This is a genomic window from Cellulomonas soli, from assembly GCF_052036975.1.
In the GTDB taxonomy this organism is placed as follows: Bacteria; Actinomycetota; Actinomycetes; order Actinomycetales; family Cellulomonadaceae; genus Cellulomonas; species Cellulomonas soli_A.
The window spans coordinates 22403-48206 of sequence record NZ_JBQIAR010000008.1; the positions used below are offsets into that span (position 1 = coordinate 22403).

25 protein-coding genes and 2 tRNA genes are annotated in these 25804 nt (G+C 72.9%); 14 read left to right on the plus strand and 13 right to left on the minus strand.

Features of this window, described 5'->3' with window-relative positions; genetic code table 11:
* The first annotated feature begins 123 nt into the window (after window positions 1–123).
* On the plus strand, window positions 124–510 hold the full coding sequence (locus ACTHAM_RS09980) for a hypothetical protein (protein WP_440686928.1): 387 nt from the start codon (window positions 124–126) through the stop codon (window positions 508–510).
* A gap of 373 nt (window positions 511–883) precedes the next feature.
* On the opposite strand, the gene ACTHAM_RS09985 is transcribed toward ACTHAM_RS09980, so the two are convergent.
* From ACTHAM_RS09985 to ACTHAM_RS10005, 5 genes are all read right to left on the minus strand, one after another.
* Entirely contained in the window at window positions 884–1639 is a 756-nt protein-coding gene (locus ACTHAM_RS09985; protein WP_440686930.1) for a YggS family pyridoxal phosphate-dependent enzyme, read from the minus strand.
* Window positions 1636–2142 carry a Cys-tRNA(Pro) deacylase gene (gene ybaK, locus ACTHAM_RS09990; protein ID WP_440686932.1) on the minus strand — a complete coding sequence of 169 codons (507 nt, stop codon included), beginning with the start codon at window positions 2140–2142 and terminating at the stop codon, window positions 1636–1638. The genes ACTHAM_RS09985 and ybaK overlap by 4 nt, the downstream gene beginning before the upstream one ends.
* A gap of 28 nt (window positions 2143–2170) precedes the next feature.
* Complete coding sequence (locus ACTHAM_RS09995) at window positions 2171–2776, minus strand: VIT1/CCC1 transporter family protein (protein ID WP_440686934.1); 606 nt, start codon at window positions 2774–2776, stop codon at window positions 2171–2173.
* A gap of 131 nt (window positions 2777–2907) precedes the next feature.
* Entirely contained in the window at window positions 2908–5454 is a 2547-nt protein-coding gene (locus ACTHAM_RS10000; protein WP_440686935.1) for a DEAD/DEAH box helicase, read from the minus strand.
* A gap of 52 nt (window positions 5455–5506) precedes the next feature.
* Complete coding sequence (locus tag ACTHAM_RS10005) at window positions 5507–5791, minus strand: hypothetical protein (RefSeq protein WP_440686937.1); 285 nt, start codon at window positions 5789–5791, stop codon at window positions 5507–5509.
* 110 nt (window positions 5792–5901) lie between these two features.
* Here ACTHAM_RS10005 and ACTHAM_RS10010 point away from each other — a divergent pair, with 110 nt between their 5' ends.
* Complete coding sequence (locus tag ACTHAM_RS10010; protein WP_440686939.1) at window positions 5902–6300, plus strand: ArsR/SmtB family transcription factor; 399 nt, start codon at window positions 5902–5904, stop codon at window positions 6298–6300.
* Window positions 6297–7967: a SulP family inorganic anion transporter gene (locus ACTHAM_RS10015; protein ID WP_440686941.1), complete on the plus strand. Its 1671-nt coding sequence runs from the start codon at window positions 6297–6299 to the stop codon at window positions 7965–7967. The genes ACTHAM_RS10010 and ACTHAM_RS10015 overlap by 4 nt, the downstream gene beginning before the upstream one ends.
* Window positions 7968–7973: 6 nt before the next feature.
* Here the strand turns inward: ACTHAM_RS10015 and ACTHAM_RS10020 are convergent, their stop codons facing one another.
* Window positions 7974–9371 carry a PLP-dependent aminotransferase family protein gene (locus tag ACTHAM_RS10020; protein WP_440686943.1) on the minus strand — a complete coding sequence of 466 codons (1398 nt, stop codon included), beginning with the start codon at window positions 9369–9371 and terminating at the stop codon, window positions 7974–7976.
* Between the two features lie 97 nt (window positions 9372–9468).
* Here ACTHAM_RS10020 and ACTHAM_RS10025 point away from each other — a divergent pair, with 97 nt between their 5' ends.
* Entirely contained in the window at window positions 9469–10314 is an 846-nt protein-coding gene (locus tag ACTHAM_RS10025; RefSeq protein ID WP_440686945.1) for a DMT family transporter, read from the plus strand.
* Window positions 10315–10338: 24 nt separating this feature from the next.
* On the opposite strand, the gene ACTHAM_RS10030 is transcribed toward ACTHAM_RS10025, so the two are convergent.
* Complete coding sequence (locus ACTHAM_RS10030; protein ID WP_440686947.1) at window positions 10339–10890, minus strand: TetR/AcrR family transcriptional regulator; 552 nt, start codon at window positions 10888–10890, stop codon at window positions 10339–10341.
* Window positions 10891–10982: 92 nt separating this feature from the next.
* On the opposite strand from ACTHAM_RS10030, the gene ACTHAM_RS10035 reads away from it, so the two are divergent.
* The 3 genes from ACTHAM_RS10035 (at window position 10983) to ACTHAM_RS10045 (ending at window position 13555) form a co-directional block, all read left to right on the plus strand.
* Window positions 10983–11813 carry an alpha/beta fold hydrolase gene (locus ACTHAM_RS10035; protein ID WP_440686949.1) on the plus strand — a complete coding sequence of 277 codons (831 nt, stop codon included), beginning with the start codon at window positions 10983–10985 and terminating at the stop codon, window positions 11811–11813.
* A 176-nt stretch (window positions 11814–11989) separates the two neighbouring features.
* Window positions 11990–12445, plus strand: coding sequence for a DUF7144 family membrane protein (locus ACTHAM_RS10040; protein WP_440686951.1), 456 nt, complete (start codon window positions 11990–11992; stop codon window positions 12443–12445).
* A gap of 156 nt (window positions 12446–12601) precedes the next feature.
* Window positions 12602–13555, plus strand: a complete 954-nt coding sequence (locus tag ACTHAM_RS10045; RefSeq protein ID WP_440686952.1) for a DUF1214 domain-containing protein — start codon at window positions 12602–12604, stop codon at window positions 13553–13555.
* Window positions 13556–13687: 132 nt separating this feature from the next.
* Here ACTHAM_RS10045 and ACTHAM_RS10050 read toward each other — a convergent pair whose 3' ends face one another.
* A complete protein-coding gene (locus tag ACTHAM_RS10050) occupies window positions 13688–14590 on the minus strand; it encodes a 3-methyladenine DNA glycosylase (protein ID WP_440686953.1) in 903 nt (300 codons plus the stop codon).
* A gap of 4 nt (window positions 14591–14594) precedes the next feature.
* The gene (locus ACTHAM_RS10055) at window positions 14595–15665 is read right to left on the minus strand and encodes a heparan-alpha-glucosaminide N-acetyltransferase domain-containing protein (RefSeq protein ID WP_440686955.1); all 1071 of its coding nucleotides are present in this window, start codon (window positions 15663–15665) and stop codon (window positions 14595–14597) included.
* 125 nt (window positions 15666–15790) lie between these two features.
* Between ACTHAM_RS10055 and ACTHAM_RS10060 the strand changes: the two genes are divergently transcribed.
* Together ACTHAM_RS10060 and ACTHAM_RS10065 are read left to right on the plus strand one after the other, a co-directional pair.
* Window positions 15791–16606: a methyltransferase domain-containing protein gene (locus ACTHAM_RS10060; protein ID WP_440686957.1), complete on the plus strand. Its 816-nt coding sequence runs from the start codon at window positions 15791–15793 to the stop codon at window positions 16604–16606.
* Between the two features lie 13 nt (window positions 16607–16619).
* Complete coding sequence (locus tag ACTHAM_RS10065) at window positions 16620–17405, plus strand: fumarylacetoacetate hydrolase family protein (RefSeq protein WP_440686959.1); 786 nt, start codon at window positions 16620–16622, stop codon at window positions 17403–17405.
* Window positions 17406–17479: 74 nt separating this feature from the next.
* Here ACTHAM_RS10065 and ACTHAM_RS10070 read toward each other — a convergent pair whose 3' ends face one another.
* Window positions 17480–18157, minus strand: coding sequence for a hypothetical protein (locus tag ACTHAM_RS10070; RefSeq protein WP_440686961.1), 678 nt, complete (start codon window positions 18155–18157; stop codon window positions 17480–17482).
* 38 nt (window positions 18158–18195) lie between these two features.
* Window positions 18196–19596 carry a glutamate decarboxylase gene (locus ACTHAM_RS10075; RefSeq protein WP_440686962.1) on the minus strand — a complete coding sequence of 467 codons (1401 nt, stop codon included), beginning with the start codon at window positions 19594–19596 and terminating at the stop codon, window positions 18196–18198.
* A gap of 71 nt (window positions 19597–19667) precedes the next feature.
* Here ACTHAM_RS10075 and gltX point away from each other — a divergent pair, with 71 nt between their 5' ends.
* Window positions 19668–21185: a glutamate--tRNA ligase gene (gene gltX / locus ACTHAM_RS10080; protein WP_440686964.1), complete on the plus strand. Its 1518-nt coding sequence runs from the start codon at window positions 19668–19670 to the stop codon at window positions 21183–21185.
* Entirely contained in the window at window positions 21182–21955 is a 774-nt protein-coding gene (locus ACTHAM_RS10085) for an HAD family hydrolase (RefSeq protein ID WP_440686966.1), read from the plus strand. Before gltX ends, ACTHAM_RS10085 begins: the two co-directional genes overlap by 4 nt.
* A gap of 63 nt (window positions 21956–22018) precedes the next feature.
* Here the strand turns inward: ACTHAM_RS10085 and ACTHAM_RS10090 are convergent, their stop codons facing one another.
* Window positions 22019–22792 (minus strand): class I SAM-dependent methyltransferase, encoded by a 774-nt coding sequence (locus ACTHAM_RS10090; RefSeq protein ID WP_440686967.1) that lies wholly within the window; start codon window positions 22790–22792, stop codon window positions 22019–22021.
* Between the two features lie 270 nt (window positions 22793–23062).
* On the opposite strand from ACTHAM_RS10090, the gene ACTHAM_RS10095 reads away from it, so the two are divergent.
* Window positions 23063–23134 (plus strand) — tRNA-Gln (locus tag ACTHAM_RS10095).
* Between the two features lie 92 nt (window positions 23135–23226).
* Window positions 23227–23299, plus strand: a tRNA-Glu gene (locus tag ACTHAM_RS10100).
* Window positions 23300–23458: 159 nt separating this feature from the next.
* Here the strand turns inward: ACTHAM_RS10100 and ACTHAM_RS10105 are convergent.
* The gene (locus tag ACTHAM_RS10105) at window positions 23459–24178 is read right to left on the minus strand and encodes an IclR family transcriptional regulator (protein WP_440686969.1); all 720 of its coding nucleotides are present in this window, start codon (window positions 24176–24178) and stop codon (window positions 23459–23461) included.
* A 99-nt stretch (window positions 24179–24277) separates the two neighbouring features.
* On the opposite strand from ACTHAM_RS10105, the gene leuC reads away from it, so the two are divergent.
* Window positions 24278–25759, plus strand: coding sequence for a 3-isopropylmalate dehydratase large subunit (leuC, locus tag ACTHAM_RS10110; RefSeq protein ID WP_440686971.1), 1482 nt, complete (start codon window positions 24278–24280; stop codon window positions 25757–25759).
* Window positions 25760–25804 lie beyond the last annotated feature (45 nt).

Below are 25804 nucleotides of genomic sequence, written 5' to 3' on the forward strand. Positions count from 1 at the left end.
CGTGTCGCGCCGTGCTGCGGCGTGTCGTCACGTTGCACCCGGGTGAGAACGCGCCGCCGGCGCATCAGGAACGCCCCTTCTCGGTCGATCATGTCGGAGGACACGATCCACGGAAGGGCGGTCATGGTCGAGCACGGGTGGGTCGCGGGTGCCGTGGGTGCCTGGCGCGTGCCCGGTTGGCGTCGGCGGTTCGCGGTGTGGGCGATGCTCGGCGCGATCGGCGACGGCGTCACCACGAGCGTGCTGCCCCACCTCGGCGGTCTCGTCGAGGTGAACCCCGTCTCCGCCGCGGGGCAGGCATGGGTCGGTTCGGTGCCCGTCTACATGGTCCTGGTCACCGTGCCCCTGGTGGCACTGCTCAGCCTGCTGGCGCTGCGCCCGCGGTCGGCTCACTCGCGTGTGCTGTGGTTCGCCCTGGCCCTGTGCGGGGTGCTGAAGATCGGCGTGACCGTGTGGAACGTGCTGGCGATCCAGTCGGCCCTGACGGTGTCCGTCGTCGACGTCGTCTGAGCGTCGCCGGTCCGCCACGGCGGGAGGGGTCCGCGCCGAGGTATCAGGGGTCGACCCCGACGGTCCTCTTCCGTGCCGGCTCGCGGGGAGCCGGTGGACGAGGGGAGGGCGTCGTGGCGCACGACACCTGGACACGCGGCACCGGCCCGGGCGCAGGCCGCAGTCGCGGCGAGCGGACCGCGCAGACATCGCACGGTGAGGTCGTGGGGCGGCCGGAACCCGACCCGCGTGAGCCGTGGGTGCGTGAGCTGCGGCGGATGGCGGTGCTCCACGGACGGCAGGTCGCCGCGGCACGGCGCGCGCTGACGCCCGCCGCGCAGTCGCGAACGGCTCTTACGCTCGCGTTGCGCGGTCCGGCGACCGTGGCGTCACCTCACCGGGTGCGGGCCCCGAAGACGGCCGAGCCGATGCGGACGATCGTGGCGCCCTCGGCGACCGCGGCCTCCAGGTCCCGGCTCATCCCCATCGACAGCTCCACCGCCCCTGCGGTGCCGGGAGCGCCGCAGGCGAGCACGTCGTCGCGCAGCGTGCGCAGGAGCGCGTAGCCGGCCCGCACGGCGGCCAGGTCGGGGGAGTTGGCGCCCACGGTCATGAACCCCGTCAGCCGCAGGCCCGGCAGGGCTGCCACCTGGACCGCCAGGGTGTGTGCGTCGCCCGGGTGGATGCCGTGCTTGGTCGGCTCACCGGAGACGTTGACCTGCACGTGCACCGCCAGCGGCACGGCGCGCTCCTGGCAGCGGTCCGACAGTCGGCGCGCAAGGTCCAGGGTCGCGACCGACTCGATGGTTCCGGCCCACCGCAGCGCGGCGTTGACCTTGTTGGTCTGCAGCGGGCCGATCACATGCCAGTCGGGGGCCAGGTCGGCCAGCGCGGGAGCCTTCTCGACGAGCTCCTGGACACGGTTCTCCCCGAGCAGCACCGGCACCAGGTCGGGGTCGAGCGTGCGGGCGCGGGCGTCGGCGTGCAGGGCGGCGCGCACGCCCTCGGCGGCAACGGTCTTGGAGGCCAGCAGCAGCCGGACGGCCCTCGTGGGTCGGTCGGCCGCCGCGCAGGCCGCGGCCAGGCGTGAGCGCACCGCGGCGAGGCGCTCGTCGATGCTCTCGCCGGACACCGGTGCCGTGCCCGTCATCGGTCGCGGGCGATCGGGGCGACGGTCGCCGACGTGAGACGGACCAGGTCGTCGGGTGCGAGCTCGACGTCGAGACCGCGGCGCCCGCCGGAGACGAACACCGTGTCGAACAGCCAGACGGTCTCGTCGAGCACGGTCGGATGGGCGGTCTTCTGCCCCAGGGGCGAGATCCCGCCTGCCACGTAGCCGGTGGCGCGCTCGGCGTCGGGTCGGGGAGCCATGGCGGCCTTCTTGCCGCCCACGGCGGTCGCCAGCGCCTTGAGGTCCAGCTGCCCGGTGACGGGCACCACGGCCACGGTGAGCGTGCCGTCCACCATCGTCATCAGGGTCTTGAAGACCTGTTCGGGCGGGACCCCGAGCACCTGCGCCGCCTCGAGCCCGTAGCCGACATCGCTCCCGGGATCGTGCTCGTACGGGTGCGCGGTGTGCGGGACCCCCGCCGCGGCGAGCGCGACGAGGGCCGGCGTCCCGGCGGGGGCGTGCTTGGCGTCCTTCCTGACCACCCGCCCACGATAGGTGCTGGCGGCAGCGTCAGACGGCCAGGCCCACCAGTGCGCCGACGCTGTAGGTGACGGCCATCGCGATCGACCCGCCGATGACGTTGCGCAGCACGGACCGCAGCACACGGGCGCCGCTGAACCGGGCGGAGATCATGCCGGTGGCGACCAGGGCGACGGCGACGGCGGCGAAGGTGGCCGGTACGCGCAGCCCACCCCAGGGCAGCAGCACGACGACCAGCGGGACGATGCCACCGAGCAGGAACGCGATGAACGAGGCGATGGCGGCGTGCCAGGGGTTGGTGAGCTCGGCCTCGTGCTCACGCTCCACCACCGAGGGGATCACCTGGCCGCGCGCCAGGGCCGTCTGCTCGGCGTCGCGCTGGCTGCTGACGGACACGTACTCACCGGCGGCCATGGACAGGGCCCCGGCGACCAGTGCCGCGACACCGGCGACGGCGATCGACGAGACGGCTGTGGAGGCGCCCGCCACGCCGACGACGGTCGCGGCGATCGAGACGACCCCGTCGTTGGCGCCGAGCACGCCGGCGCGCAGCCAGTTGAGGCTGCGGGCGGTCGGCGTGGAGCCTGTCCTCAGGACGTCGGACAGGCCCATCACGCTGCTGCTCAGAGAGGTCATAGGGACGACGGTAGGCGGGAACCGACGGGCTGTCATCACAGCAAAGCCTGCCCTGACCTGCACAAACGCAGGTGTGCCTAGCCTTCAGGAGGGCATCCTGCCCTTGGTCGGGAGACGGTCGCGAGTGCCCGTCAGAGGGCGCCGACAGCCTCCACGCGCAGGCGCACCTCGCCCGCCTCGTCGGAGGCGACGAGGTCGACCACGGCGTCGATCCGCCAGTCGTGGTCACCCTCGGGGTCGTCCAGCAGCTGGCGCACCCGCCACGTCCCGGCACCTGCGGAGACCTGGAACAGGCCGGGTCCGCGGGCGGCCGGGCCGGTGAGGATCTCGTCGTGGTCGTCGTAGAACGGGTCGAGCGCCTGTGCCCACCGGTCGTTGTCCCAGGCCAGCCCGTCGACGTCGGTGTCGCCGAGCGCAGCCAGTGCGCCGTACTGCTCACGTGCGGCCAGCTCGACGCGGCGGAACAGCGCACCGCGGACCAGGGCACGGAACACCCGGGGGTTGGCGGTGATCGGCTCCGGGGTGTCCTCGTCGGTGCCGCCGGGGGCATCGGCGCCGTGCTCGTCGAGCGGGTTGGCCAGGCGCTCCCACTCGTCGAGCAGGCTCGAGTCGGTGCGGCGGACCAGGTCGCCGAGCCACTCGATCAGCTCCCACAGCTCCTCGGTGCGGCGCTCCTCGGGCACGGTCTGACGCAGGGCACGGTAGGCGTCGGCCAGGTAGCGCAGCAGCACACCCTCGGTGCGGTCCAGCTGGTACGCCGAGACGTACTCGGCGAACGTCATGGCCTTCTCGTGCATCTCGCGCACGACCGACTTGGGTGACAGGGCCAGGTCGGCCACCCACGGGTTGGTCTGGCGGTAGGTGACGAAGGCCGCCTCGAGCAGCTCGGCCAGCGGGCGCGGGTAGGTGACGTCCTCCAGCAGGGCCATGCGCTGGTCGTAGTCCAGGCCCTCGGCCTTCATGGCGGCCACGGCCTCACCGCGGGCCCGGTTCTCCTGCGCGGCCAGCACCTGGCGGGGGTCGTCGAGCGTGGCCTCCAGCACGGAGACGACGTCGTGCGCGTAGCCGGGGTCGTCGCGGTCGAGCAGGTCGAGCGCGGCGTAGGCGAACGGCGACAGCGCCTGGTTGAGCGCGAAGTTCGCCGGCAGGTCGTGCGTCAGGCGCACCGTGCGACGTCGACCGTGGGGTGCGGTCGGGTCCTCGACCCACGGCCGCTCGATCACGCCGGACGCGCGCAACGAGCGGTAGACCTCGATGGCGCGGCGCACGTGCCGGCCGCGGGCGCTGTCCGGCTCGTGGTTGTCCATCAGCAGGTGGGTCATGGCGGCGACCGGGTCGCCCGGCCGCGCCAGCACGTGCAGCACCATCGCGTGGCTCACCGAGAAGCTCGAGGTCAGCGGCTCGGGCGGGGCGTCACGCAGGCGCTCGAACGTCTTGTCGGTCCAGTTGACCAGGCCCTCGGGTGCCTTTTTGCGGACGATCTTCTTCAGCTTGCGCGGGTCGTCGCCCGCCTTCTCCAGCAGCTTGCGGTTCTCGATGACGTGCTCGGGGGCCAGCACGATGACCTCACCGACGGTGTCGAACCCGGCGCGGCCCGCCCGGCCGGCGATCTGGTGGAACTCGCGGGCCGTCAGGTGCCGCATGCGCACGCCGTCGTACTTGACCAGCGAGGTCAGCAGCACGGTGCGGATCGGCACGTTGATGCCCACGCCCAGCGTGTCCGTGCCGCAGACCACGGGCAGCAGACCCTTCTGCGTGAGCCGCTCGACGACCCGGCGGTACTTGGGCAGCATCCCGGCGTGGTGCACCCCGACACCGTGGCGCAGCAGGCGCGAGAGCGTGCGGCCGAACCCGGGGCCGAACCGGAAGGACCCCAGCTCGTCGGCGATGCGGTCCCGCTGCTCCCGGCTGGCCAGGGGCGTCGACAGCAACGACTGCGCACGCTCCACGGCCTCCTTCTGCGTGAAGTGCACGACGTACACCGGGGCGCGGCGGGTCTTGACCAGCTCGTCGAGCAGCTCGTGCAGCGGCTCGATCGCGTAGGAGAACGTCAGCGGCACGGGGCGCTCGGCGTCGGCGACCACCGCCACCGGGGTGCCGGTGCGGCGCAGCAGGTCGTCGCGGAAGAACGAGACGTCACCGAGCGTGGCCGACATCAGCACCAGCTGCGCGTGCTGCAGCTCCAGCAGCGGCACCTGCCACGCCCAGCCGCGCTGCGGGTCGGCGTAGAAGTGGAACTCGTCCATCACGACCTGCCCGACGTCGGCCGCGTCACCGTCGCGCAGCGCCAGGTTCGCCAGGATCTCCGCGGTGCAGCAGATGATCGGGGCCGTCGGGTTGACCGCCGAGTCGCCGGTCATCATGCCCACGTTCGCCGAGCCGAACGCCTCGACCAGCGCGAAGAACTTCTCGCTGACCAGCGCCTTGAGCGGTGCCGTGTAGTACGTGCGGCGGCCCTGCGCGAACGCCACGAAGTGCGCCGCGGCCGCGATCAGTGACTTCCCGGAGCCGGTGGGCGTCGAGACGATCACGTGCGAGCCGCTCACCAGCTCCAGGAGCGACTCCTCCTGGTGGGGGTACAGCGACAGGCCCTGGTCGGCGGCCCAGCCGGTGAACGCCTCGTACAGTGCGTCGGCGTCGTGGGGGTCGGCGGGGACACGGTCGGCGAGGGTCGGCACGGCCCGATCCTCGCACGCGGCGCCCGTGGCGCCGGGCGTGAGAGCGTGGCGGTCAGGCCCACTGCCACGAGGCCAGCATCGCCTCGACGATCCGTACGTAGTCCTGGTCGTCCGGGCGGTGCAGGAACCCCACACCCCAGACCATGCCGCCGTGGTCCGTCCACCACTCCGTCAGCACCATGCTCCCCATGGTGCTCTCCGTGCGCAGAGCACTGCCGAACGGGCTCGTGGTCGTCTCGACGACGCGCGCCCGAGGGTCGCTCGTGCTCTGTGCGACGAGCTCGGTGGCGGTGCCGATGTCCTCGGCGGCATCCAGGCACGCCACGTTGACGGTCACGGGCAGGGGGACGGCGCGACGTCCATGACGACGGGGAGCGCTCGGGGGCCAGACGTCCCATGTCTGCTCTTGATGGATTGATAAACTCCTCAATCCAGAAGGAGGTCGCCGTGCCCACCGCACTGCCCGCAGCGTCGCCCGCTGCCGCCACGACCGCACCGCTGTACGCGATCAAGGCCGAGCTGTTCAAGTCCCTCGCACACCCCACGCGCATCCGTGCCCTCGAGGTCCTGGCCGCCGCGCCCGACCACGCGGCGCCCGTCACCGACCTGCTGACCGCGACCGGCGTGGAGGCCTCGCAGCTCTCGCAGCACCTGTCCGTGCTCAAGAAGGCCGGTGTGGTCACCTCGGCACGATCGGGCAACGCTGTGGAGTACCGGCTCAGCCAGCCACTGGTCGCCCAGCTGCTCGTGGTCGCTCGGGCGTTCCTGCAGTCGACGTTGGCCGACTCCAGCGACCGTCTTGCCGCCACCCACGACCTGCCGCCGCTGCCGGGGGAGGAGCGATGACCGGCACGTCCCTCTGGCGCCGGGTCACCCTGCGCGGGCTGCTGCCACGGCGGGACGACTTCGAGCTGCGGCCCGCCGTCATGCGCTCCGACCTGCTCGCGGGGGTGACGGTCGGCGTCGTGGCGCTGCCGCTCGCGCTCGCGTTCGGCGTCAGCTCCGGAGTCGGGCCGGCGGCAGGCCTGGTCACCGCGGTCGTCGCCGGCGTCGTCGCAGCCCTGTTCGGTGGGTCGCGCGTGCAGGTGTCCGGGCCGACCGGCGCGATGGCCGTCGTGCTCGCCCCGATCGTGGCCGACCACGGCGTGGGGGCCGTGCCCGTCGTCGCGCTCATGGGCGGGGCGATCGTGCTGCTGGCGGGCATCGCCCGGCTCGGCCGCGTCGTCACCTACATCCCGTGGCCGGTCGTCGAGGGCTTCACGCTCGGCATCGCCACGATCATCTTCCTGCAGCAGGTGCCGGCGGCCGTCGGCGTCACCGAACCGGTCGGCGGGAACCCCCTGGTCACCGCCGTCCGATCGCTCACCGACGCCGGGTCGACCGTCGGATGGACGCTGGGCATCGTGGCGGCGGTCGTCCTCATCATGCTGGCGTTCGCGCGCTGGGCGCCCCAGGTACCCGGGTCCCTCGTGGCCGTCGCCGTGGTGACCATCGGTGCGGAGCTGCTGGGCGCGCCCGTGGCGCGGATCGGTGCGCTGCCCGCCTCGCTGCCGGCGCCGGCGTTGCCCGGGCTGAGCATCGGTCTGCTGCGTGAGCTGAGCAGCCCGGCCGTGGCCGTCGCCGCGCTCGCGGCCATCGAGTCGTTGCTGTCGGCGCGGGTCGCCGCGTCCATGCCGGGGGTGCCCGACGAGGCGCGCCGGTACGACCCGGACCGTGAGCTGGTCGGGCAGGGTCTGGCCTCGCTCGCCGCGGGTGCGTTCGGCGGCATGCCGGCCACCGGGGCGATCGCCCGCACCGCCGTCAACGTGCGCGCCGGTGCCCGCACGCGCCTGGCGGCCGTCGTGCACGCGGTGGTGATCCTCGCGGTGATCTACCTGGCCACCGGGCCGGTCTCGACGATCCCGCTGGCCGCCCTCGCCGGGGTGCTCATGGTGACCGCGACCAAGATGGTCTCGGTCGCCACGGTGCGCTCCGTGGTGCGCTCCACCAAGGCCGACGCGATCGTGTTCGTCGTCACGGCGGTCATCACGCTCGCCGTCGACCTCATCGAGGCCGTGCAGGTCGGGCTCCTCGTGGCGGCCTTCTTCGCCCTGCGGTCCGTCTCGCGGGCGGCCAGCGTGCACCGTCAGCCGCTGCCGGGACCTGCGCACGAGGGCGACGAGCACATCGCGCTCTACCGGCTCGACGGCGCGATGTTCTTCGGGGCCTCCGACCGGATCCAGGCCCAGATCGCCCGCAACAGGGATGCATGGGTGGTCGTGCTGCGGCTCTCGCACCTGCGGTTCGTGGACGCGACGGGCGCGCACGCGCTCGGCGAGCTGGTCGCCGACCTGGAGCGGTCGGGGATCACGGTGCTGGTCAAGGGTGTGCAGCCCGCGCACCTGGCACTGCTGACCAGCGTGGGGGTGCTCGACGAGCTGCGGCACGAGTCGCACGTGTTCGACGAGCTCGAACCGGCGCTGGAGCACGCCCGCTCGCACGTGCTGCGGCGGGCGATGACCTCGGCCGTGTGAGTGCCGTCAGGGGGTGCGGGGCCGGTCGCGCACCAGGCCGGCCAGCACCTCGACGCCCTGCGCGGCCTCGGCGGGGTCGGCCGCGGAGTAGCTGACGCGCAGGTGTGGGCCCGCCGGCTCGCTCACCCACCAGGGCGAGCCGGCGGTCACGTCGACACCGGCCGTGGCGGCCGCGGCCGCGAGCGCCAGGTCGTCGGCGTCGTCCGGCAGCCGGACCCACAGGTGCAGGCCCTGGTCGGGCACGTGCGTCAGCGCGTCGGCGCCCAGGTGTCGCGTGACGGCGGCTGCCAGCAGGTCGCGCCGCTCGATCAGCAGCGTCCGCGCGCTGCGCACGTGCCGACGCCAGCCCGGGCCGGTGACGACGTCGAGCGCCGCGTGCTGCAGCACACCGGACACGTACAGGTCGGCGGCGGTGCGCCCGGCGGCCAGCCGTGCCACGACCGGTCCCCGACCCACGACGGCGGCCACCCGCAGCGCGGGCACGGTCGACTTGGTCAGCGAGCGCAGGTGCAGGACGGTGCCGTCCGGGTCGTCGGCGGCGAGCGGTCGGGGGCTGCCGGCGAGCACGAAGTCGTGCGCCCAGTCGTCCTCGACGACGAAGCAGCCGTGACGGCGGGCCACGGCGAGCAGCTCGCGGTGAGTGCGGGCAGGCCAGCTGGTGCCGGTCGGGTTCGCGCCGTGCGGCTGGGCGTACAGGACCCGAGCACCGCTGGCCTGCAGCGCGCGGTCGAGGTCCTGCGGGTCGGGGGCGCCGTCAGGCCCGCGGTGCACGGGCACGACCCGCAGGCCCGCCGCCTGGGCGGCGGCCAGGGCGCCCAGGTACGTGGGCGACTCCATGACGACCGCGTCGCCGGGTCGGCACAGGCTGCTGAGGATCGTCGCCAGGGCCGCCTGCGTCCCGGCGCAGACCAGGACGTCGTCGGGGCGCGCGCCGGCCTCGGTGGCGAACCAGGCGCGCAGCTCGGGCAGACCGGTCGGATCGACGCGGCCGAGGGATGCCGGGCGGCGGGCCGCGCGGGCGAGGGCCTGGGAGACGAGGTGGTGCGGCTGGTGCTCGGGCGCCAGGTACCCGCTGGACAGCGGGACGCTGCCTGGTCGCGGCGGGCGCAGCAGGGCGCCGAGTGCGGTGGCCTGCACCGTGGCCGGGCCCATCGCCGTCAGCTGCCACGCCGTGTCCCCGCCCGGGGTGGTGCTCGCCCGCCGGGCGAAGGTGCCCTCGCCGGGTCGGGTCTCGACGAGTCCCTCGGCGGCCAGCAGCCGCAGCGCGGTCGCGACGGTGACGGGACCGACCCCGTGCTCGGCGGCCAGGGCGCGCGAGGACGGCAGACGCGAACCGGCGGGGGCGGTGCGGACGACGGACCGCAGCGTGTCGGCCAGTCGACGCGCGCTGCTATCGTCATTCATGAATATAGACAATAGCGCTACTGCCGTTGCCCGCGAAGTGCTACCGAGTGACTGCGGGGCTGCCCCTGCACTCACCGGAGGGCGACCCGTAGCTCCTGTGCTGTGGGGCGCCGCCGGTGTCCTGACGTTCTCGCTCACGCTGCCGTTGACGCGCGTCGCACTGGTCGGGTTCGACCCGCTCGTGGTGGCACTGGGACGTAGCGCGATCGCCGGCCTGCTGGCACTGCCGCTCCTGCTGCTGACGAGGCAGCCTCGGCCCAGCCGTGGTCAGTGGCGGCACGTCGCCGTCGTGGCGGCATGCATCACGCTGGGCTTCCCGCTGCTGAGCTCCTGGGCGCTGGCCCGGGTGCCCGCGAGCCACGGCGCGGTGTTCCTCGCGCTCCTGCCCGTCGCCACCGCGGTCCTGTCGCTGCGGCACACCCGCGCCCGGCCGGGAGCGCTCTTCTGGGCCGCGGCCGGTGCCGGTGCGCTGGTGGTGATGGGCTACGCGGTCCTGGTCCGGGGGTTCGACGGGGTGCACCGGGCCGACCTGATGCTCGTGGCCGCCATGCTGTGCGGTGCCCTGGCGTACGCCGAGGGGTCGGTGGTGACACCGCACCTGGGCAGCTGGCAGGTCACCTGCTGGGCGTTGGCGCTCGCCCTGCCGGTGCTCGCACCGGTGGTGCTGACCGACCTGGTGCTGACCCGTCCCCAGGCGCCGCTGTCGGCGTGGGCGGCGCTGCTGTGGATGGCGGCCGTCGGGATGATCGGCGGGTTCGTGGCGTGGTACCACGCGTTGCGGACCGGGGGTGTCGCGCGGATCAGCCAGCTGCAGCTCGTGCAGCCGCTGCTGGCGATCGCCTGGTCGTCGGTGCTGCTGGGCGAGTCCGTGCCCGCCTCGCTGCTGCTGACCGGGGTGCTGACGGTGGCGTGCGTGGCGGTCGCGCAGCGTGCGAAGGGGTGAGGTCCCGCGCTCGCGGGCTGCGTCTCAGCAGGCGTCGATGAGGATCTTCGCGGCGCGGCGCGCGTGCACGGCGGCCTCGCCGGTGCCGGCGATCGCGGCCGTGGTCTGGGCGCCCTCGGCGAGCAGGGCGAGCTGGGCGGCGAGCTCGGCGTCGCAGCCGGCCTGCTCGACGAGCGTGCCGACGAAGGCCTGGAACGACTCCTTGTGCCGGCGTGCCTGCTCGGCGACGGCGGGGGAGCTGGCGCCGACCTCGCCGAAGGCGTTGATGAACCCGCAGCCGCGGAAGTTCTCGTCGGCGAACCAGTCGGCCAGGTAGTCGTAGATCGCCAGCAGTCGCTCGCGCGGGTCGCTGACCTGGGCGACCTTGTCGGCCACACCCTGCGTCCACTGCTCGTGCCGACGGTGCAGCACGGCGAGCACGATCTGCTCCTTGGACGGGAACAGGGCGTAGAGACGCTTGAGCGAGACGTCGGCGGCGGTGCGCAGCTCGTCCATGCCGACGGCCTGGATGCCTTTCGCGTAGTACAGGCGGTCGGCGGCCTCGACGATGCGCTCGCGGATCTCGGTGTCACTCACACGCCCAGTGTACTTGCGCCGAGAACGAACGTTCTCTAGGGTGAGATCCGACAGAGAACGACCGTTCTCGTCATCGGGGAAAGGGACTCATCATGGCCTTCGTCACCGTCGGAACCGAGAACTCCACCGCCATCGAGCTCTACTACGAGGACCACGGCACCGGCCAGCCCGTGGTGCTCATCCACGGCTACCCGCTCGACGGCGACTCCTGGGAGAAGCAGACCGTCGCCCTGCTCGCCGCCGGCAAGCGCGTCATCACCTACGACCGCCGCGGGTTCGGCCGCTCCAGCCGCCCCACCGTCGGCTACGACTACGACACGTTCGCCGCCGACCTCGACGCCCTCCTGACGCACCTCGACCTGCACGACGCGATCCTCGTCGGATTCTCCATGGGCACCGGCGAGGTCGGCCGCTACCTGGGCACCTACGGCTCCGCGCGCGTGGCCAAGGCTGCCTTCCTCGGTTCGCTCGAGCCGTTCCTGCTGCAGACCGACGACAATCCCGAGGGTGTCCCGCAGGACGTGTTCGACGGCCTGAAGGCTGCCGCCACCGCCGACCGGTACGCGTTCTTCACGCAGTTCTTCGACGACTTCTTCAACACCGACCAGTTCCTGGGCAACCGCCTGTCCGCGGAAGCCCTGCAGGCCTCGTGGGACACGGCCGCCGGGGCCTCGCCGTTCGCGTCCGTCGCCGCCCAGCCCAGCTGGCTGACCGACTTCCGGGCCGACATCCCGAAGATCGACGTGCCCGCGCTGATCGTGCACGGCACCGGTGACCGGATCCTGCCGATCGACGTGACCGGACGCCGGTTCGCCCAGCTCCTGCCGTCGGCCACCTACGTCGAGATCGACGGGGCGCCGCACGGTCTGCTGTGGACCCACGCGGACGAGGTCAACGAGGCGCTGCTCGCCTTCGTCGGGTAGCCCCGCCCGGCACGGCGTGCCGACCGGCGCGAGCGGCCCGTCCTGCGTGAGCGGAACGGGCCGCTCGTGGCCCGCGCGGCGACCTGGCAGGCGCTCGGGTCATCCGTATCGGATGAGGACGCCGCGAGGCGTGCGCTGCGAGTCTGGTGGTGCCAGCCGTCCGATGGAGGAGAGCCATGTCCGAGAAGCACGCGGCGCCGAGCGCCACGGTCGAGAACACCTCGTGGAAGACCGACCCGGGACCGAGCGGGTGGGTGGGCTGGATCGCGTTCGCCGGCGCCATGATGATCCTGCTGGGCCTCTTCCACGCCATCCAGGGTCTGGTCGCGCTGTTCAGCGACGACTACTTCCTCGTCGCCCCGAGCGGGCTGGCGATCAGCATCGACTACACCCAGTGGGGCTGGGTCCACCTGATCCTCGGTGCCGTGGTCGTCGGCGCCGGGCTTGCGCTCCTCGTCGGGCAGATGTGGGCGCGGGTCATCGCGGTGCTCCTCGCGTTCCTCAGCGCCCTGGCGAGCATCGCGTTCCTGGCGGCCTACCCGCTCTGGTCGGTGCTGATGGTCGCCATCGCCGTCCTGGTCATCTGGGCAGTGATGGTGCACGGGCGGGAGATGAAGTCGGTCGAGTTCTGAGCAGGCACTCGGCGCCGAGTCGGCAGCACGCCGCCAGCCGTGCTCGGAGCAGGTTCGAGCGTGCGGCGTCCGGCGCCGGCACCGCACGCACTCGGCCTCACCTGCGGTGGCGAGCCCCGCACTGCGGCCCGTCACCGACGTCGCTATCGTCGCGGCATGGCGACGATCAAGGTCACTGCCGACAACTTCGTGCGCGCCGAGACCGACCGGATGTTCGCCGACCTCCAACGCGACGCCGGGGGCGTCAACCAGTTCGCGCACAACCGCGCGCCGGCCGCCACCGACCAGCAGACGGTCATCCGGCTCAACCGCGACACCCTGTACAGCTTCGCGGTGGTCGACATCTCCGCCGGCGCCACCCTCACCGTCCCCGACCCGGGGCAGCGGTACCTGTCGGTCATGATCGTCAACGAGGACCACCACATCAACGGCGTGCTGCACGGAGCCGGGACGTACGAGCTCACCGCCGCCGAGCACGGGTCGGACCACGTCGTGGTGGCGGTGCGCACCCTCGTCGACCCGCGCGACCCCGACGACCTCGCGCAGGTGGCCGCGCTGCAGGATGCGCTCGACCTCACGGCGGCCTCCGGCCGAGCGTTCTCGCCCTCCGGATACGACACGGCGAGCCTCGACCGGACCCGGTCCGCGCTGCTCGCCCTGGCCGCAGACATGAGCTCGTTCGAGCGGGCGTTCGGCCGACGCGAGGACGTCGACCCCGTGCGCCACCTCATCGGCACCGCAGCAGGGTGGGGCGGCCTGCCCGACAGCGAGGCGGTCTACGTCGGGGTTGCCCCCGGTCTGCCGGTGGGAGAGTACGAGCTGCGCGTGCCCGGCGACGTTCCCGTCGACGGCTTCTGGTCGGTGTCCGTCTACAACGCCGAGGGCTACTTCGAGCCGAATGCGGCCGGCGCGTACAGCGTCAACAGCATCACCGCCGCGCGCGACGACGACGGATCGGTCACCGTCAGGTTCGGTGGCGACGGGGACCCGGCACGCAACTCGATCCCCGTGGTGGACGGCTGGAACTACCTCGTGCGCCTGTACCGCCCGCGCCAGGACATCCTCGACGGCACCTGGCGCTTCCCCGGGCTCGCCGAGACGGGTTCCTGAGCGGGCCCCGTCGTGCGCGCCGCGGCGACGGGTCGATACCGACGAGTTCGTGAGCACGCTGGTCGTCGCACTGGCTGCGGCGACTCTGTGCCCAGACGGCGCACTCGCGGGTCTCCTCGACTGACCGTGCTGCTACTCGCACTGCGCCAGCAGGCGGCTCCGGAGGACGTTCGAACGTGCGGCGAAGCCGCGCTGACGCCGGACGTAGTCCGCCTTGCCCCCGGGGGTTTCGATAGGGATGGGCTCGAGCCCGTACGACGACACGTCGTAGGGGGAGGCCTGCATGTCGGTGTACCGGATCTGACTCGCCAGCTCGAAGCACTCGAGCAGGAGGTCGCCCGGCACGAGGGGACCGAGCTTCAGCGCCCACTTGTAGACGTCCATGTTGGCGTGCAGGCACCCCGGCTGCTCGTCGTCCACCTGGGTCTGCCGCGTCGGGTGGAGCGTGTTGCGGCCCACGGCCTCGGGTGTGAAGAACCGGAACGCGTCGAGGTGCGAGCAGCGGATCCGGTGCTGCTCCACGACCGCGTCGGTGCCGGCGGTGCCCAGACGCAGCGGCAGTCGGTGACGGTGGTCGCCCTCGGCCTCCCGGTACACCATCGCCCACTCGTGCAGGCCGAAGCAGCCGGTGAACGCAGGCCGGGCGGCGGTCGCGGCCAGCAGTGTGCGCACGAACCGGACCGTGTCGGCGCGTGCGGCGAGGTAGGCGTCGACGTCCAGGTTCACGGTGCCGTCGGTGGCGGTGCGGTACCACCGCCACGCGGCCTGCGGTGCGGGTCCGTCGGCGTCGGGGGCCAGCGCGATGCCGACGCCGGGGTGCCAGCGGCGCAGCTGGGCGGGTCTGGTCGGGTAGTACTCGTAGAGGAAGTCCTCGATGGCGTGCCGTTCGTGGCGCGAGCGGCGCTCGCGGTGGCCGGCCGTGGCCGCGTCGGCGCGCGTGGCGTGCGTGGCTGCGAGCTCGCGCCAGGTCGCGGCGTCGAGCACGGTGGCCGGCGCGGGCGCCGGCGCCGGGGGCGTCGCGGCGGGGGAGGTCATGGCGTCAGGGTAGATCGACGTGGTCCGGCTGGTCGGTGCGGGGCACGCGGTCGGGGAGGGTGTCGGGGGCCACGTCGGCGGCCCGGGTCGACGCGGCGTGCAGGAGGCGTTCGAGGGGTCCGCGACCGAACCAGTGCCGCCATGCCCAGCACCCGAGCACGATGACGCCGACGAACCACGCCCAGGTGCCCGGCGAGGTGTCCCACACGATCCACGGACCGATCGCGGCGATCGCCAGCAGGTGCCCGGTGTAGGCGGTGAGCGCGAGCGCCCCGGTCGCGCCCAGGGGTGACAGCGCCCGGGGCCACCGGTCGGCGGCGGCCAGTGCCACGGCGAGCACCAGCAGCGCGACACCGGTGTTGCCGACCACCTCGAACGTCGTGGAGCTGTGCGGTGCGCTCGTCGCCAGGGTCGAGGACAGGCCGAGCGCGTGCATGGCGACCCAGGAGCCGCCGTGCCCGAGCACCACGAGCCCGGCGCCGAGCGCCGCACCCAGGCGTCGTAGCCGTGCGGAGCGCAGGTCGCACCGGCCGATGGCGAGCCCGGTGAGCACGTACGACATCCACACCGCGGCCGGGTAGTAGTGCCCGACGACCACGTCGGCGAGGGTCTCGGGCGATCCGCCGGACAGCGACGGCATCCGCGGTTGCGCCCACTGCACCAGGACGGGCCCGACGAGGGCCACGGCCGCCGCGGCGCTGACGAGCGCGGCACGTGGCCAGGTGAGGGCGAGCAGGGCGAGCGCGAAGTACACCGCGTAGGACGTGAGGATGATCGCGATCGGCACGCCGAGCAGCAGGAGCGCCTGCCCGAGGGCGAACAGCAGGGCCCCGCGCACCAGGATCCGCAGCCGCGACTGCACCAGTCGGGTGCCGTCGACCGGTCGGGACCCACCCGACAGCAGGGCGAGCCCGACGCCGGCCAGGACGACGAACAGCGCGGCGGAGCGTCCGTCGGCGAGCTGGGAGAACCCGCCGGGCGGGAGGGGTCCGTGGTCGTCGGGGCCCACGTGCGCGGTGACCATGCCCAGCACGGCGACGCCGCGGGCGACGTCGACCCCCTCGATCCGGCGCATGGCCGCCATGCTACGGAGCGTCGCCGAACGGTGGTGGTGATTCGGCCCCGCGCAGCGATCTCGCATTCCGGACTTCTGAGGTCCGGCCCTTGGACCCGGGGCCCTGGACCTGCTTACAGTGTCGTGTGAACACCCCGTCGCGCCCCGGCGTCTACACGCACGGCCACCACGAGAGCGTCCTGCGCTCCCACCGGTGGCGCACCGCCGAGAACTCCGCCGCGTACCTGCTGCCCTCGCTCCAGCCGGGCCAGAGCCTGCTCGACGTGGGCTGCGGACCGGGCAACCTCACGGTCGACCTGACGCGCCGGGTCGCCCCCGGCGAGGTCGTCGGTGTCGACGCCTCCAGTGCGGTCATCGAGCTGGCCCGCGCCGAGAACGCCGACGAACCCCACCTGCGGTTCGAGGTTGCCGACGCCTACTCCCTGCCGTTCGAGGACGGCACGTTCGACGTGGTGCACGCCCACCAGGTGCTCCAGCACCTGGCCGATCCCGTGCTCGCCCTGCGCGAGATGCGCCGCGTGACCCGCCCCGGGGGCATCGTCGCGGTGCGCGACGCCGACTACGCCGGGATGACGTGGTTCCCTCCGTCGCAGGGCCTCGACGAGTGGCGTGACCTGTACCACGAGGTCACCGAGGCCAACGGGCACGAGGCGGACGCCGGCCGTCACCTGCTCTCGTGGGTCCGTGAGGCCGGGTTCGACCCCGAGGGCATCGCCCCGGGCGCGGGCGCCTGGTGCTACGCCACCCCGGAGGACCGCACGTGGTGGGCCGGGCTGTGGGCCGACCGGGTCGTCCAGTCGACCTTCGCCGCGCAGGCCCTCGCGCACGGCCTGGCCGACGAGGTCGGCCTGGAGCTGCTGGCCGACGCCTGGCGCGAGTGGGGCCACCAGCCCGACGCCTGGTTCGCCATCCTGCACGGCGAGGTCGTCGCGCGCGTCTGACTACCCTGGGCACGTGCGCATCGCGAGGTTCACCACCGGCAACGACCCCCGCTACGCCCTCGTCGAGGGCGACCCCGGGTCCGAAGAGCTCATCGTCATCAGCGGCGACCCGATCTACACCCCGGTCCAGCCGACCGGGGAACGCCTCCACCTCGACCAGGACGGCGTGCGCCTGCTGGCCCCGGTGATCCCGCGCTCGAAGATCATCGGCGTCGGCCGCAACTACGCCGACCACGCCGCCGAGCACGGCCACGACGTGCCCACCCAGCCGCTGCTGTTCCTCAAGCCGAACACCTCGGTGATCGGCCCCGACGACCCGATCGTGCTGCCCGACTGGACCGAGCACGTCGAGCACGAGGCCGAGCTGGCGGTGGTCATCGGCAAGGTCACCAAGGACGTGAGCCCGGCCAAGGCGCTCGACCAGGTCTTCGGGTTCACCGTCGCCAACGACGTCACCGCGCGCGACATCCAGCGCTCCGACCTGCAGTGGACGCGCGCCAAGGGCTTCGACACCTCGTGCCCGATCGGCCCGTGGATCGTGCCCGGGCTCGACGTCGACGACCTCGCGGTGCGTGCGCGCGTCAACGGCGAGACCCGGCAGGACGGGCGCACGTCGCAGATGGTCTTCGACGTCGCCTACCTGATCTCGTACGTGTCCGAGGTCTTCACGCTGCTGCCCGGTGACGTGATCCTCACCGGCACCCCGGCCGGGGTCGGCCCGATCGTGGCGCGGGATGTCGTCGAGGTCGAGGTCGAGGACATCGGCACGCTGCGCAACCCGGTGCTGCGCCGCTCCTGAGGCCCGCCAGGGCAGCTCCGCCTCAGCCTCGACCCGGCGTCGAACCGGCGCCGCGCAGCAGGGTCGACCCGCGTTCAGGTCGCTGCGGTGTGCGTCCCCTGCTGGTCGGGCACGAGCAGCACCGCGGCCACCAGGAAGCACACACCGCCGACGAACGTGCCGAGGTTGGCCAGGGCCGCGTCGCGCAGGTCGCCCGACGGCAGGTACTTCGCCGCGACCGCCGACACGCCGAACGCCACGGACCCGACCATGTTGAGGGCGGCGACCGACCAGGTCAGGTCCCGCGGCCGCCAGGTGAGCCACGGCCGGGTCACGTCGGCGAAGGCCAGCGCGCTGGCGACGAGGAATGCGATCGACCCCAGCGCGTCAGGCGCCCAGACGCGCCGCTGCGCCTGGTCGAGCGTGAGCGAGGCGTCCAGCGCGGCGAACGTGCTGACGTTGAACAGGACGGTGCCGGCCAGCTGCACGGTGCCCGCCCACCACGCCGGACGGTCGACGGCCCGCACGTGGTGACGCCACCGGGCGGCCGCCAGCGGCCGGGCCTCGGCGCGCACCACGCCGAGCGAGATCAGCACCTGCAGCAGGGCGGCGAGCGTGAAGAGCACCGACCCGATCGCGTACGTCCAGCAGTCGGCCTGCACACCGACGAGCGAGGCGTACCCGGGGGTCGCCCCGAGCACGAAGCAGGCCGACCCGAGCGTGAACAGGGCCGCGACCTGCCAGTCGGCGCGCCCGGGCGTCCACCAGCGCACGTCGGGGGACCGTGGACGGTCCCCGGCCGGTCCGGTGGTCACAGGTGGCTGAACCCGCTGGACTCCTCGGGGGTCATGGACACCGCGACCGGGTGTCGGTCGAAGTGCGCCACGGCCTCCGCGAAGTCGGCGAGCAGCAGCTCGACCAGGTCACGGCTGACGTCCTGGCGGACGAGCACACGCTGCACGGCGATGTCGCTGACCGCCCCGGTCAGCGGGTAGGCGGGCACCTGCCAGCCCTTGGTCCGCAGCCGGTCGGCCAGGTCGTACAGCGTGTAGCCGGGGTCGACGCCGTCCCGCAGGCGCCACGCGACCGCGGGGATCGCCGAGCCGGGCTCACCCGCGCACACCAGGTCGAACGGACCCAGGCGGGGGATCGCCTCCGCGAGGACCGCACAGCTGGCGTACGCGGCCTGGTGCAGGTCGCGGTAGCCGGTGCGCCCCAGGCGCACGAAGTCGTAGTACTGCGCGACGATCTGCCCGGCCGGTCGGGAGAAGTTCACCTGGAACACCGGCATGTCGCCGCCCAGGTAGCTGACGTGGAAGATCAGGTCGTCGGGCAGCTCGGCCACGTCACGCCAGATCACCCAGCCGACGCCGAGCGGTGCGAGCCCGAACTTGTGCCCCGAGGTGCTGATCGACTTCACGCGCGGCAGCCGGAAGTCCCACACCAGGTCGGGGGCGCAGAACGGCGCGAGGAACCCGCCGCTGGCGGCGTCGACGTGCAGGTCGACGTCGAGCCCGGTGCGTGCCTGCAGGTCGTCGAGCGCCGCGGCGAGCTCGGCGACGGGCTCGTAGCTGCCGGTGTATGTCACGCCGAGCGTGGGGACCACGAAGATCGTGTTCTCGTCGACCCGCGCGAGCATCTCCTCGGGCGTCATCTCGTACCGGCCCTCGGCCATGGGGACCTCGCGGATCTCCACGTCCCAGTACCGGGCGAACTTGTGCCACACCACCTGGACGGCCCCGCACACCATGTTCGGCCGATCCGTCGGCTTGCCCTCGGCCTCGCGGCGGGCGCGCCAGCGCCACTTGGCGGCCATGCCGGCCAGCATGCACGCCTCGGACGAGCCGATGCCCGACGTGCCGATCGTGGTCTGCGACGCCGGCGCGTGCCACAGGTCGGCGAGCATGTGCACGCAGCGGCGCTCCAGCTCGGCGGTCATCGGGTACTCGTCCTTGTCGATGAGGTTCTTGTCGATGCACAGCGCCATCAGCGCCTTGACCTCGGGCTCCTCCCAGGTCTGGCAGAACGTGGCCAGGTTCTGCCGGGCGTTGCCGTCGAGCATCAGCTCGTCGTGCACCGCCTGGTAGGCGGCGGCGGGTGGCATGGTGCCTTCGGGGAAGGCGTACTTCGGCAAGCTCCGGGCGAGCCCGGCCTCGGCGAAGAGCGAGTCGTTCGCGTCCCCAGGACGCGGTGCGCGGTCGTGGAGTGCCATCTGGCCACTGTGGCAGCACCGTCGGGTCGACGCGCGGCGGGTGGGAGCCGCTACGCAACTAGGCTGGTGCGGTGACCTCCACCACCTCTGGCTCGTCCCCGGTCCGTGTCCGCTTCTGCCCGTCGCCGACGGGCACGCCGCACGTCGGCCTCATCCGCACCGCGCTGTTCAACTGGGCGTACGCGCGGCACGTCGGGGGCACGTTCGTGTTCCGCATCGAGGACACCGACCCGGCGCGCGACTCCGAGGAGAGCTACCAGCAGCTCCTCGAGGCGCTGCGGTGGCTCGGCATGGACTGGGACGAGGGCGTCGAGGTCGGCGGCCCGCACGAGCCGTACCGGCAGTCGCAGCGCATGGACCTCTACCGGGACGTCGCACGGCGGCTGCTCGAGGGTGGCTACGCGTACGAGTCGTACTCGACCCCCGAGGAGATCGAGGCGCGCCACCGCGCGGCCGGCCGCGACCCCAAGCTCGGCTACGACGGCTTCGACCGCGACCTGACCGACGAGCAGAAGGCCGCGTTCCGCGCCGAGGGTCGTGAGCCCGTGCTGCGGATGCGCATGCCCGACGAGGACGTCACGTTCACCGACCTGGTGCGCGGCGACGTGACCTTCAAGGCCGGGTCGGTGCCCGACTACGTCATCGTGCGCGGCAACGGGTTCCCGCTGTACACGCTGGTCAACCCGATCGACGACGCGCTCATGGGCATCACGCACGTGCTGCGCGGTGAGGACCTGCTGTCCTCGACCCCCCGCCAGGTCGTCCTCTACCGTGCGCTGCTCGAGCTCGGCGTCGCCACGGTGCTGCCCGTGTTCGGGCACCTGCCGTACGTGATGGGCGAGGGCAACAAGAAGCTGTCCAAGCGCGACCCCGAGTCGAACCTGTTCCTGCACCGCCAGCGAGGGTTCACCCCCGAGGGTCTGCTGAACTACCTGGCCCTGCTCGGCTGGTCCATCGCCCCCGACCGTGACGTGTTCTCCGTGCAGGAGATGGTCGGTGCGTTCGACGTGGCCGACGTGAACCCGAACCCGGCCCGGTTCGACCTGAAGAAGGCCGAGGCGATCAACGCCGCGCACCTGCGGCTGCTCGCCCCGGAGGACTTCCGCAACCGGCTGGTGCCGTACCTGCACGCCGCGGGCCTGGTGCTGGTCGACTCCTACGCGGACCTGCCGGCGCAGCAGCGGGCACTGCTGGACGCGGCCGCACCGCTGGTGCAGGAGCGCATGACGCTGCTCGGCGAGGTCGTGGGCATGCTCGGCTTCCTGTTCGTCGCGGACGACGCGGTGGAGGTCGCCGACGACGCCCGTGGCGCGCTGCGCGAGGAGTCGGCCGCCGTGCTCGACGCCGCGCTGGTGGCCCTCGCCGCGCTGCCGGCCGACGGGTTCACCACCGCGGCCACGCAGGAGGTGCTGCAGGCCGCACTGGTCGACGGGCCGGACGGTCTGGGCATCAAGCCCCGGTTCGCGTACACGCCGCTGCGGGTGGCCCTCACCGGCCGGCGCGTGTCGCCGCCGCTGTTCGAGTCCATGGAGATCCTCGGCAAGGACGCCACGCTCGCGCGCCTCACCGCGCTGCGGTCCACCCTGTGACGACGGTGGGCCGCACCCCGGTGACGCCGCTGGCGGGCGTCGTCGACGGGGTGCTGTTCGACGTCGACGACACGTTGGTGACCACCCGGGCGGCGTTCGCGGTGGCGATCGATGCCGTCTGCGACGTGTACCTGCCACACCTGCCCGACGATCAACGCCCCGCCGTGCTGGCGCTGTGGCGCGAGGACCCCGACGGTCACTACCGCGCGTACACCCGAGGCGAGCTGACGTTCGACGAGCAGCGCATGCGTCGGGCCAACCAGCTGCAGGAGCGGTTCGGCGGTGCTCCGCTGGACGACGCGGGCTACCGCGCATGGCTGTCGGTGTTCTGGTCGGCCTTCGAGGGCGCCTGGCAGGCGCACCCCGACGCCGCCGGGCTGCTCGACCGGCTGGAGGCCGCCGGGATCGCGTACGGCGCACTCTCCAACGCCGCCACCACGCTGCAGACCAGCAAGCTGGCCGCGGCGGGCCTGGACCGCGTGCCGATGCTCGTCGGGGTCGACACGCTCGGCGTCGGCAAGCCCGACCCCCGCGTGTTCGTCGAGGCGTGCCGCCTGCTGGGCACCGCCCCCGCCCGCACGCTGTACGTCGGCGACGAGCTCGACGTCGACGCCCGCGGCGGCTGTGCCGCCGGGCTGGTCGGCGTCTGGCTCGACCGCCCGGGCGAGCGCCGCGGCGGCGCCCACCCGGAGGACCCCGACCAGGCGCGCGCCTCGGGCGTGCACGTGGTGCGCTCCCTGACCGAGCTGGGCGACCTGCTGGGCCTCTGACGGCTCCGACGGCCTGTGTTGCCCCGCGGTCGCTCGTGCACGGTCCGGGCGTGGTGGTGGACCTCAGGGTTCGTGCGGGCCGCCCCGGGTCCGCGCGCGCCAGCACCGAGTCACGTAGGGCAGGTCCACCCGGTCGCGGCCGCGCAGGGCGGGATGGGTGGCGGCCAGCTCGTCGACGGCGTCGAGCAGGGCGTCACGGTCGTCGGCCGGCAGCGTGAGCAGGTGGGACCGGGTCGCTGCGAGCACCCGCAGGTCAGCGGGGGAGATGTGGTCGTGCCACCGGAAGGCGGCGTGCTCGGTCGGGGCGAACAGCTCGCCGAGCGTGGGCTTGCGGTGGCTCGTCTCCAGCGTGTCGCCCCGGTGGATGATCTCGGTGAAGGCCGCGACCCAGTCGACGTCGGGGTCGCGCGTGTTCCAGAGCACGGCCAGGGTGCCGCCGGGTCGCAGCACGCGGGCGATCTCGGCTGCGGCGGCGCGTTCGTCGAACCAGTGCCAGGCCTGGGCGACCGTGACCAGGTCGGCGCTCGCGGTGGGCAGACCGGTGTTCTCGGCGGAGCCGGGGCGAGCCTCGACCCCGGGTACGGCGTGCAGGAGCTCGGCGCGCATGGCGGCGGACGGTTCGATCGCGGTGACGTGCAGCCCGTGCTCGGCCAGCCGCGCCGTGAGCTTGCCGGTGCCTGCCGCGAGGTCGACCGCGTCCGTGGCGTGCTCGGGGACGCACCAGGCGACGGCGTCGGCCGGGTAGCTGGGACGCACGGCCTGGTACCGGTCGGCACCGCGGTCGAACGATGCGGCGCGTGCGGCGTGCACCGGTTGCGCGGACTCGTCGGGCCCCATGTGACCACGGTGCCACCGGGCGGGTGCGTGCGCTCCACGAAGGTGTTGTTGCTCACGTTCCGCCGACGGGACCGGCGGTGGTCCCGCAGATCGGAGCGGCAGCCGGCGCGCTCGGACCTCGGCCGACGGTGCGTTGGGGTGTCTCGGCGAGCAGCCGGTTGGACCGGCACGCCACCGCTCGGGTAGTGTTCTCCGCCGGTAGGACGTCCGGAAACGGCGGCTCCGCTGCCCCCCGGGGAAGCGGTCTGCGACCTCGGAAGTCATACCCCATGGGGTATGGTGTAATTGGCAGCACGACTGATTCTGGTTCAGTTAGTCTAGGTTCGAGTCCTGGTACCCCAGCGCGAGCACCGCTGGCCGTTGGTCCGAGTCACTCGGGGCATCGGGTAGAGTGTTCACTCGTTCGCAAGACCTTCGGGACTTGCAGGCGATAGGCCCCCGTTGTGTAGCGGCCTAGCACGCCGCCCTCTCACGGCGGTAGCGCCGGTTCGAATCCGGTCGGGGGTACGGTCAAGGCCCGGTCACATGGTGACCGGGCCTTCGTCGTTCCTGAGGTCTCTCCCGGCGCCGGCTGCCGCCTCCTGCGTGCACCGTCGACGACCCGGACGTCGACGCCCGCTCGCCCCGGAGCGGGGGAGCGGGCGTCGGGTGCTGTGCTCTCGTGCGTCAGTCCGCGGTGCGGCGCAGGACCTCGGTGAGGCGGTTGGCGGCCGAGACCACGGCGGCGGCGTGCAGCCGGCCCGGCTGCCGCGAGAGGCGCTCGAGCGGTCCGGAGACGGAGACCGCCGCGACCACGCGGCCGGAGGGTCCGCGCACCGGGGCGGACACCGAGGCGACGCCGACCTCGCGCTCGGAGACCGACTGGGCCCAGCCGCGGCGCCGCACGCCGGACAGGATCGTGGCGGTGAACTTCGAGCCCTGCAGGCCGCGGTGCAGCCGGTCCGGCTCCTCCCATGCGAGCAGGATCTGCGCGGCGGAGCCGGCCTGCATGGTCAGGGTCGCGCCGACGGGGATCGAGTCGCGCAGACCGATCGGACGTTCGGCGGCCGCGACGCAGATGCGCATGTCGCCCTGCCGTCGGTAGAGCTGTGCGCTCTCGCCGGTGTGGTCGCGCAGTGCGGCGAGCACAGGGCCGGCGGCGGCCAGCAGCCGGTCCTCCCCGGCGGCCGTCGACAGCTCGGACAGGCGCGGGCCGAGCACGAACCGGCCCTGCATGTCGCGTGCGACGAGCCGGTGGTGCTCGAGTGCCACGGCCAGCCGATGGGCCGTGGGGCGAGCAAGATGGGTGGCAGTGACGAGCTGCGCGAGGGTGGCCGGTCCGGCCTCGAGGGCACTGAGGACGGACGCCGCCTTGTCCAGCACGCCGACTCCGCTAGAGTTGTCCATAGGCCGATATTGCCGTCTCGAAGGCTGAGACGCAAGTCGAGTCGGCCCGCGAACCCGGGAACACCCCCACCCGGACGACGAGAGAACAGGACCGAGGACATGGCCGGCACGTTGGCGGAGAAGGTCTGGGACGCGCACGTCGTGCGACGTGGCACGGACGGCGCACCCGATCTGCTCTACATCGACCTGCACCTGGTGCACGAGGTCACCAGCCCGCAGGCGTTCGAGGGGCTTCGTCTCGCAGGACGTCAGGTGCGTCGACCCGACCTGACGATCGCGACGGAGGACCACAACACCCCCACGCTCGACATCGACCGGCCGATCGCCGACCTGACGAGCCGCACGCAGATCGACACGCTGCGCCACAACGCGGCCGAGTTCGGCGTGCGGATCCACTCGCTCGGCGACGCCGACCAGGGCATCGTCCACCAGGTCGGTCCGCAGCTCGGCCTGACCATGCCCGGCCTGACCGTCGTCTGCGGCGACTCCCACACCTCCACGCACGGCGCGTTCGGCGCCCTCGCGTTCGGCATCGGCACCTCCGAGGTCGAGCACGTGCTCGCCACGCAGACCCTGCCGCTGGCGCCGTTCAAGACCATGGCGATCACCGTCAACGGCCAGCTGCCCCCCGGCGCCACCAGCAAGGACATCATCCTGGCGATCATCGCCAAGATCGGCACCGGCGGCGGCCAGGGCTACGTGCTGGAGTACCGCGGCGAGGCGATCCGCTCGCTGAGCATGGAAGCGCGCATGACGGTCTGCAACATGTCGATCGAGGCCGGTGCCCGCGCCGGGATGATCGCGCCCGACCAGACCACGTTCGACTACCTGAAGGGCCGCCCGCACGCACCCGAGGGCGCCGACTGGGACGCCGCCGTCGCCTACTGGTCGACGCTGCGCTCCGACGACGACGCGGTCTTCGACGCCGAGGTGGTCCTCGAGGCCGCCGACCTCGAGCCGTTCGTCACCTGGGGTACCAACCCCGGCCAGGGCCTGCCCCTGTCGGCTGCCGTGCCCGTCCCCGAGCAGATCGCCGACGCCAACGAGCGCGTGGCCGCCGAGCGCGCCATCGAGTACATGGGCCTGACCCCCGGCCAGCCGCTGCGCGAGATCGCCGTCGACACGGTCTTCATCGGCTCGTGCACCAACGGCCGCATCGAGGACCTGCGTTCGGTCGCCAAGGTGGTCAAGGGCCGCACCAAGGCCGACTCCGTGCGGGTGCTGGTCGTGCCGGCCTCCGCCCGCGTGCGGCTGCAGGCCGAGGCCGAGGGGCTCGACAAGATCTTCCTCGACTTCGGCGCCGAGTGGCGCAACGCCGGCTGCTCGATGTGCCTGGGCATGAACCCCGACCAGCTGACCCCGGGGGAGCGCTCGGCCTCGACGTCGAACCGCAACTTCGAGGGCCGCCAGGGCAAGGGCGGACGCACGCACCTGGTGTCGCCGCTCGTGGCCGCGGCCACGGCGATCCGCGGCACGCTGTCCTCGCTGGCGGATCTCGACCTCGGTGGCGACGTCGACCTGACCACGTTCGACGGCACCCCGCTGGCGCCGCTCGACCCGGACGTGCTCGTCCAGGTCTGAGCCACCCCCCCCCACCAGCCACCGGCCGCGCCCGACCGCCGCGGC

Coding starts and splice junctions, on each gene's coding strand:
- ACTHAM_RS09980 (WP_440686928.1), top strand. CDS start 124: ATGGTCGAGCACGGGTGGGTCGCGGGTGCCGTGGGTGCCTGGCGCGTG.
- ACTHAM_RS09985 (WP_440686930.1), bottom strand. CDS start 1,639: ATGACGGGCACGGCACCGGTGTCCGGCGAGAGCATCGACGAGCGCCTC.
- ACTHAM_RS09995 (WP_440686934.1), bottom strand. CDS start 2,776: ATGACCTCTCTGAGCAGCAGCGTGATGGGCCTGTCCGACGTCCTGAGG.
- ACTHAM_RS10015 (WP_440686941.1), top strand. CDS start 6,297: ATGACCGGCACGTCCCTCTGGCGCCGGGTCACCCTGCGCGGGCTGCTG.
- ACTHAM_RS10020 (WP_440686943.1), bottom strand. CDS start 9,371: ATGAATGACGATAGCAGCGCGCGTCGACTGGCCGACACGCTGCGGTCC.
- ACTHAM_RS10035 (WP_440686949.1), top strand. CDS start 10,983: ATGGCCTTCGTCACCGTCGGAACCGAGAACTCCACCGCCATCGAGCTC.
- ACTHAM_RS10040 (WP_440686951.1), top strand. CDS start 11,990: ATGTCCGAGAAGCACGCGGCGCCGAGCGCCACGGTCGAGAACACCTCG.
- ACTHAM_RS10045 (WP_440686952.1), top strand. CDS start 12,602: ATGGCGACGATCAAGGTCACTGCCGACAACTTCGTGCGCGCCGAGACC.
- ACTHAM_RS10050 (WP_440686953.1), bottom strand. CDS start 14,590: ATGACCTCCCCCGCCGCGACGCCCCCGGCGCCGGCGCCCGCGCCGGCC.
- ACTHAM_RS10055 (WP_440686955.1), bottom strand. CDS start 15,665: ATGCGCCGGATCGAGGGGGTCGACGTCGCCCGCGGCGTCGCCGTGCTG.
- ACTHAM_RS10075 (WP_440686962.1), bottom strand. CDS start 19,596: ATGGCACTCCACGACCGCGCACCGCGTCCTGGGGACGCGAACGACTCG.
- ACTHAM_RS10090 (WP_440686967.1), bottom strand. CDS start 22,792: ATGGGGCCCGACGAGTCCGCGCAACCGGTGCACGCCGCACGCGCCGCA.
- ACTHAM_RS10105 (WP_440686969.1), bottom strand. CDS start 24,178: ATGGACAACTCTAGCGGAGTCGGCGTGCTGGACAAGGCGGCGTCCGTC.
- leuC (WP_440686971.1), top strand. CDS start 24,278: ATGGCCGGCACGTTGGCGGAGAAGGTCTGGGACGCGCACGTCGTGCGA.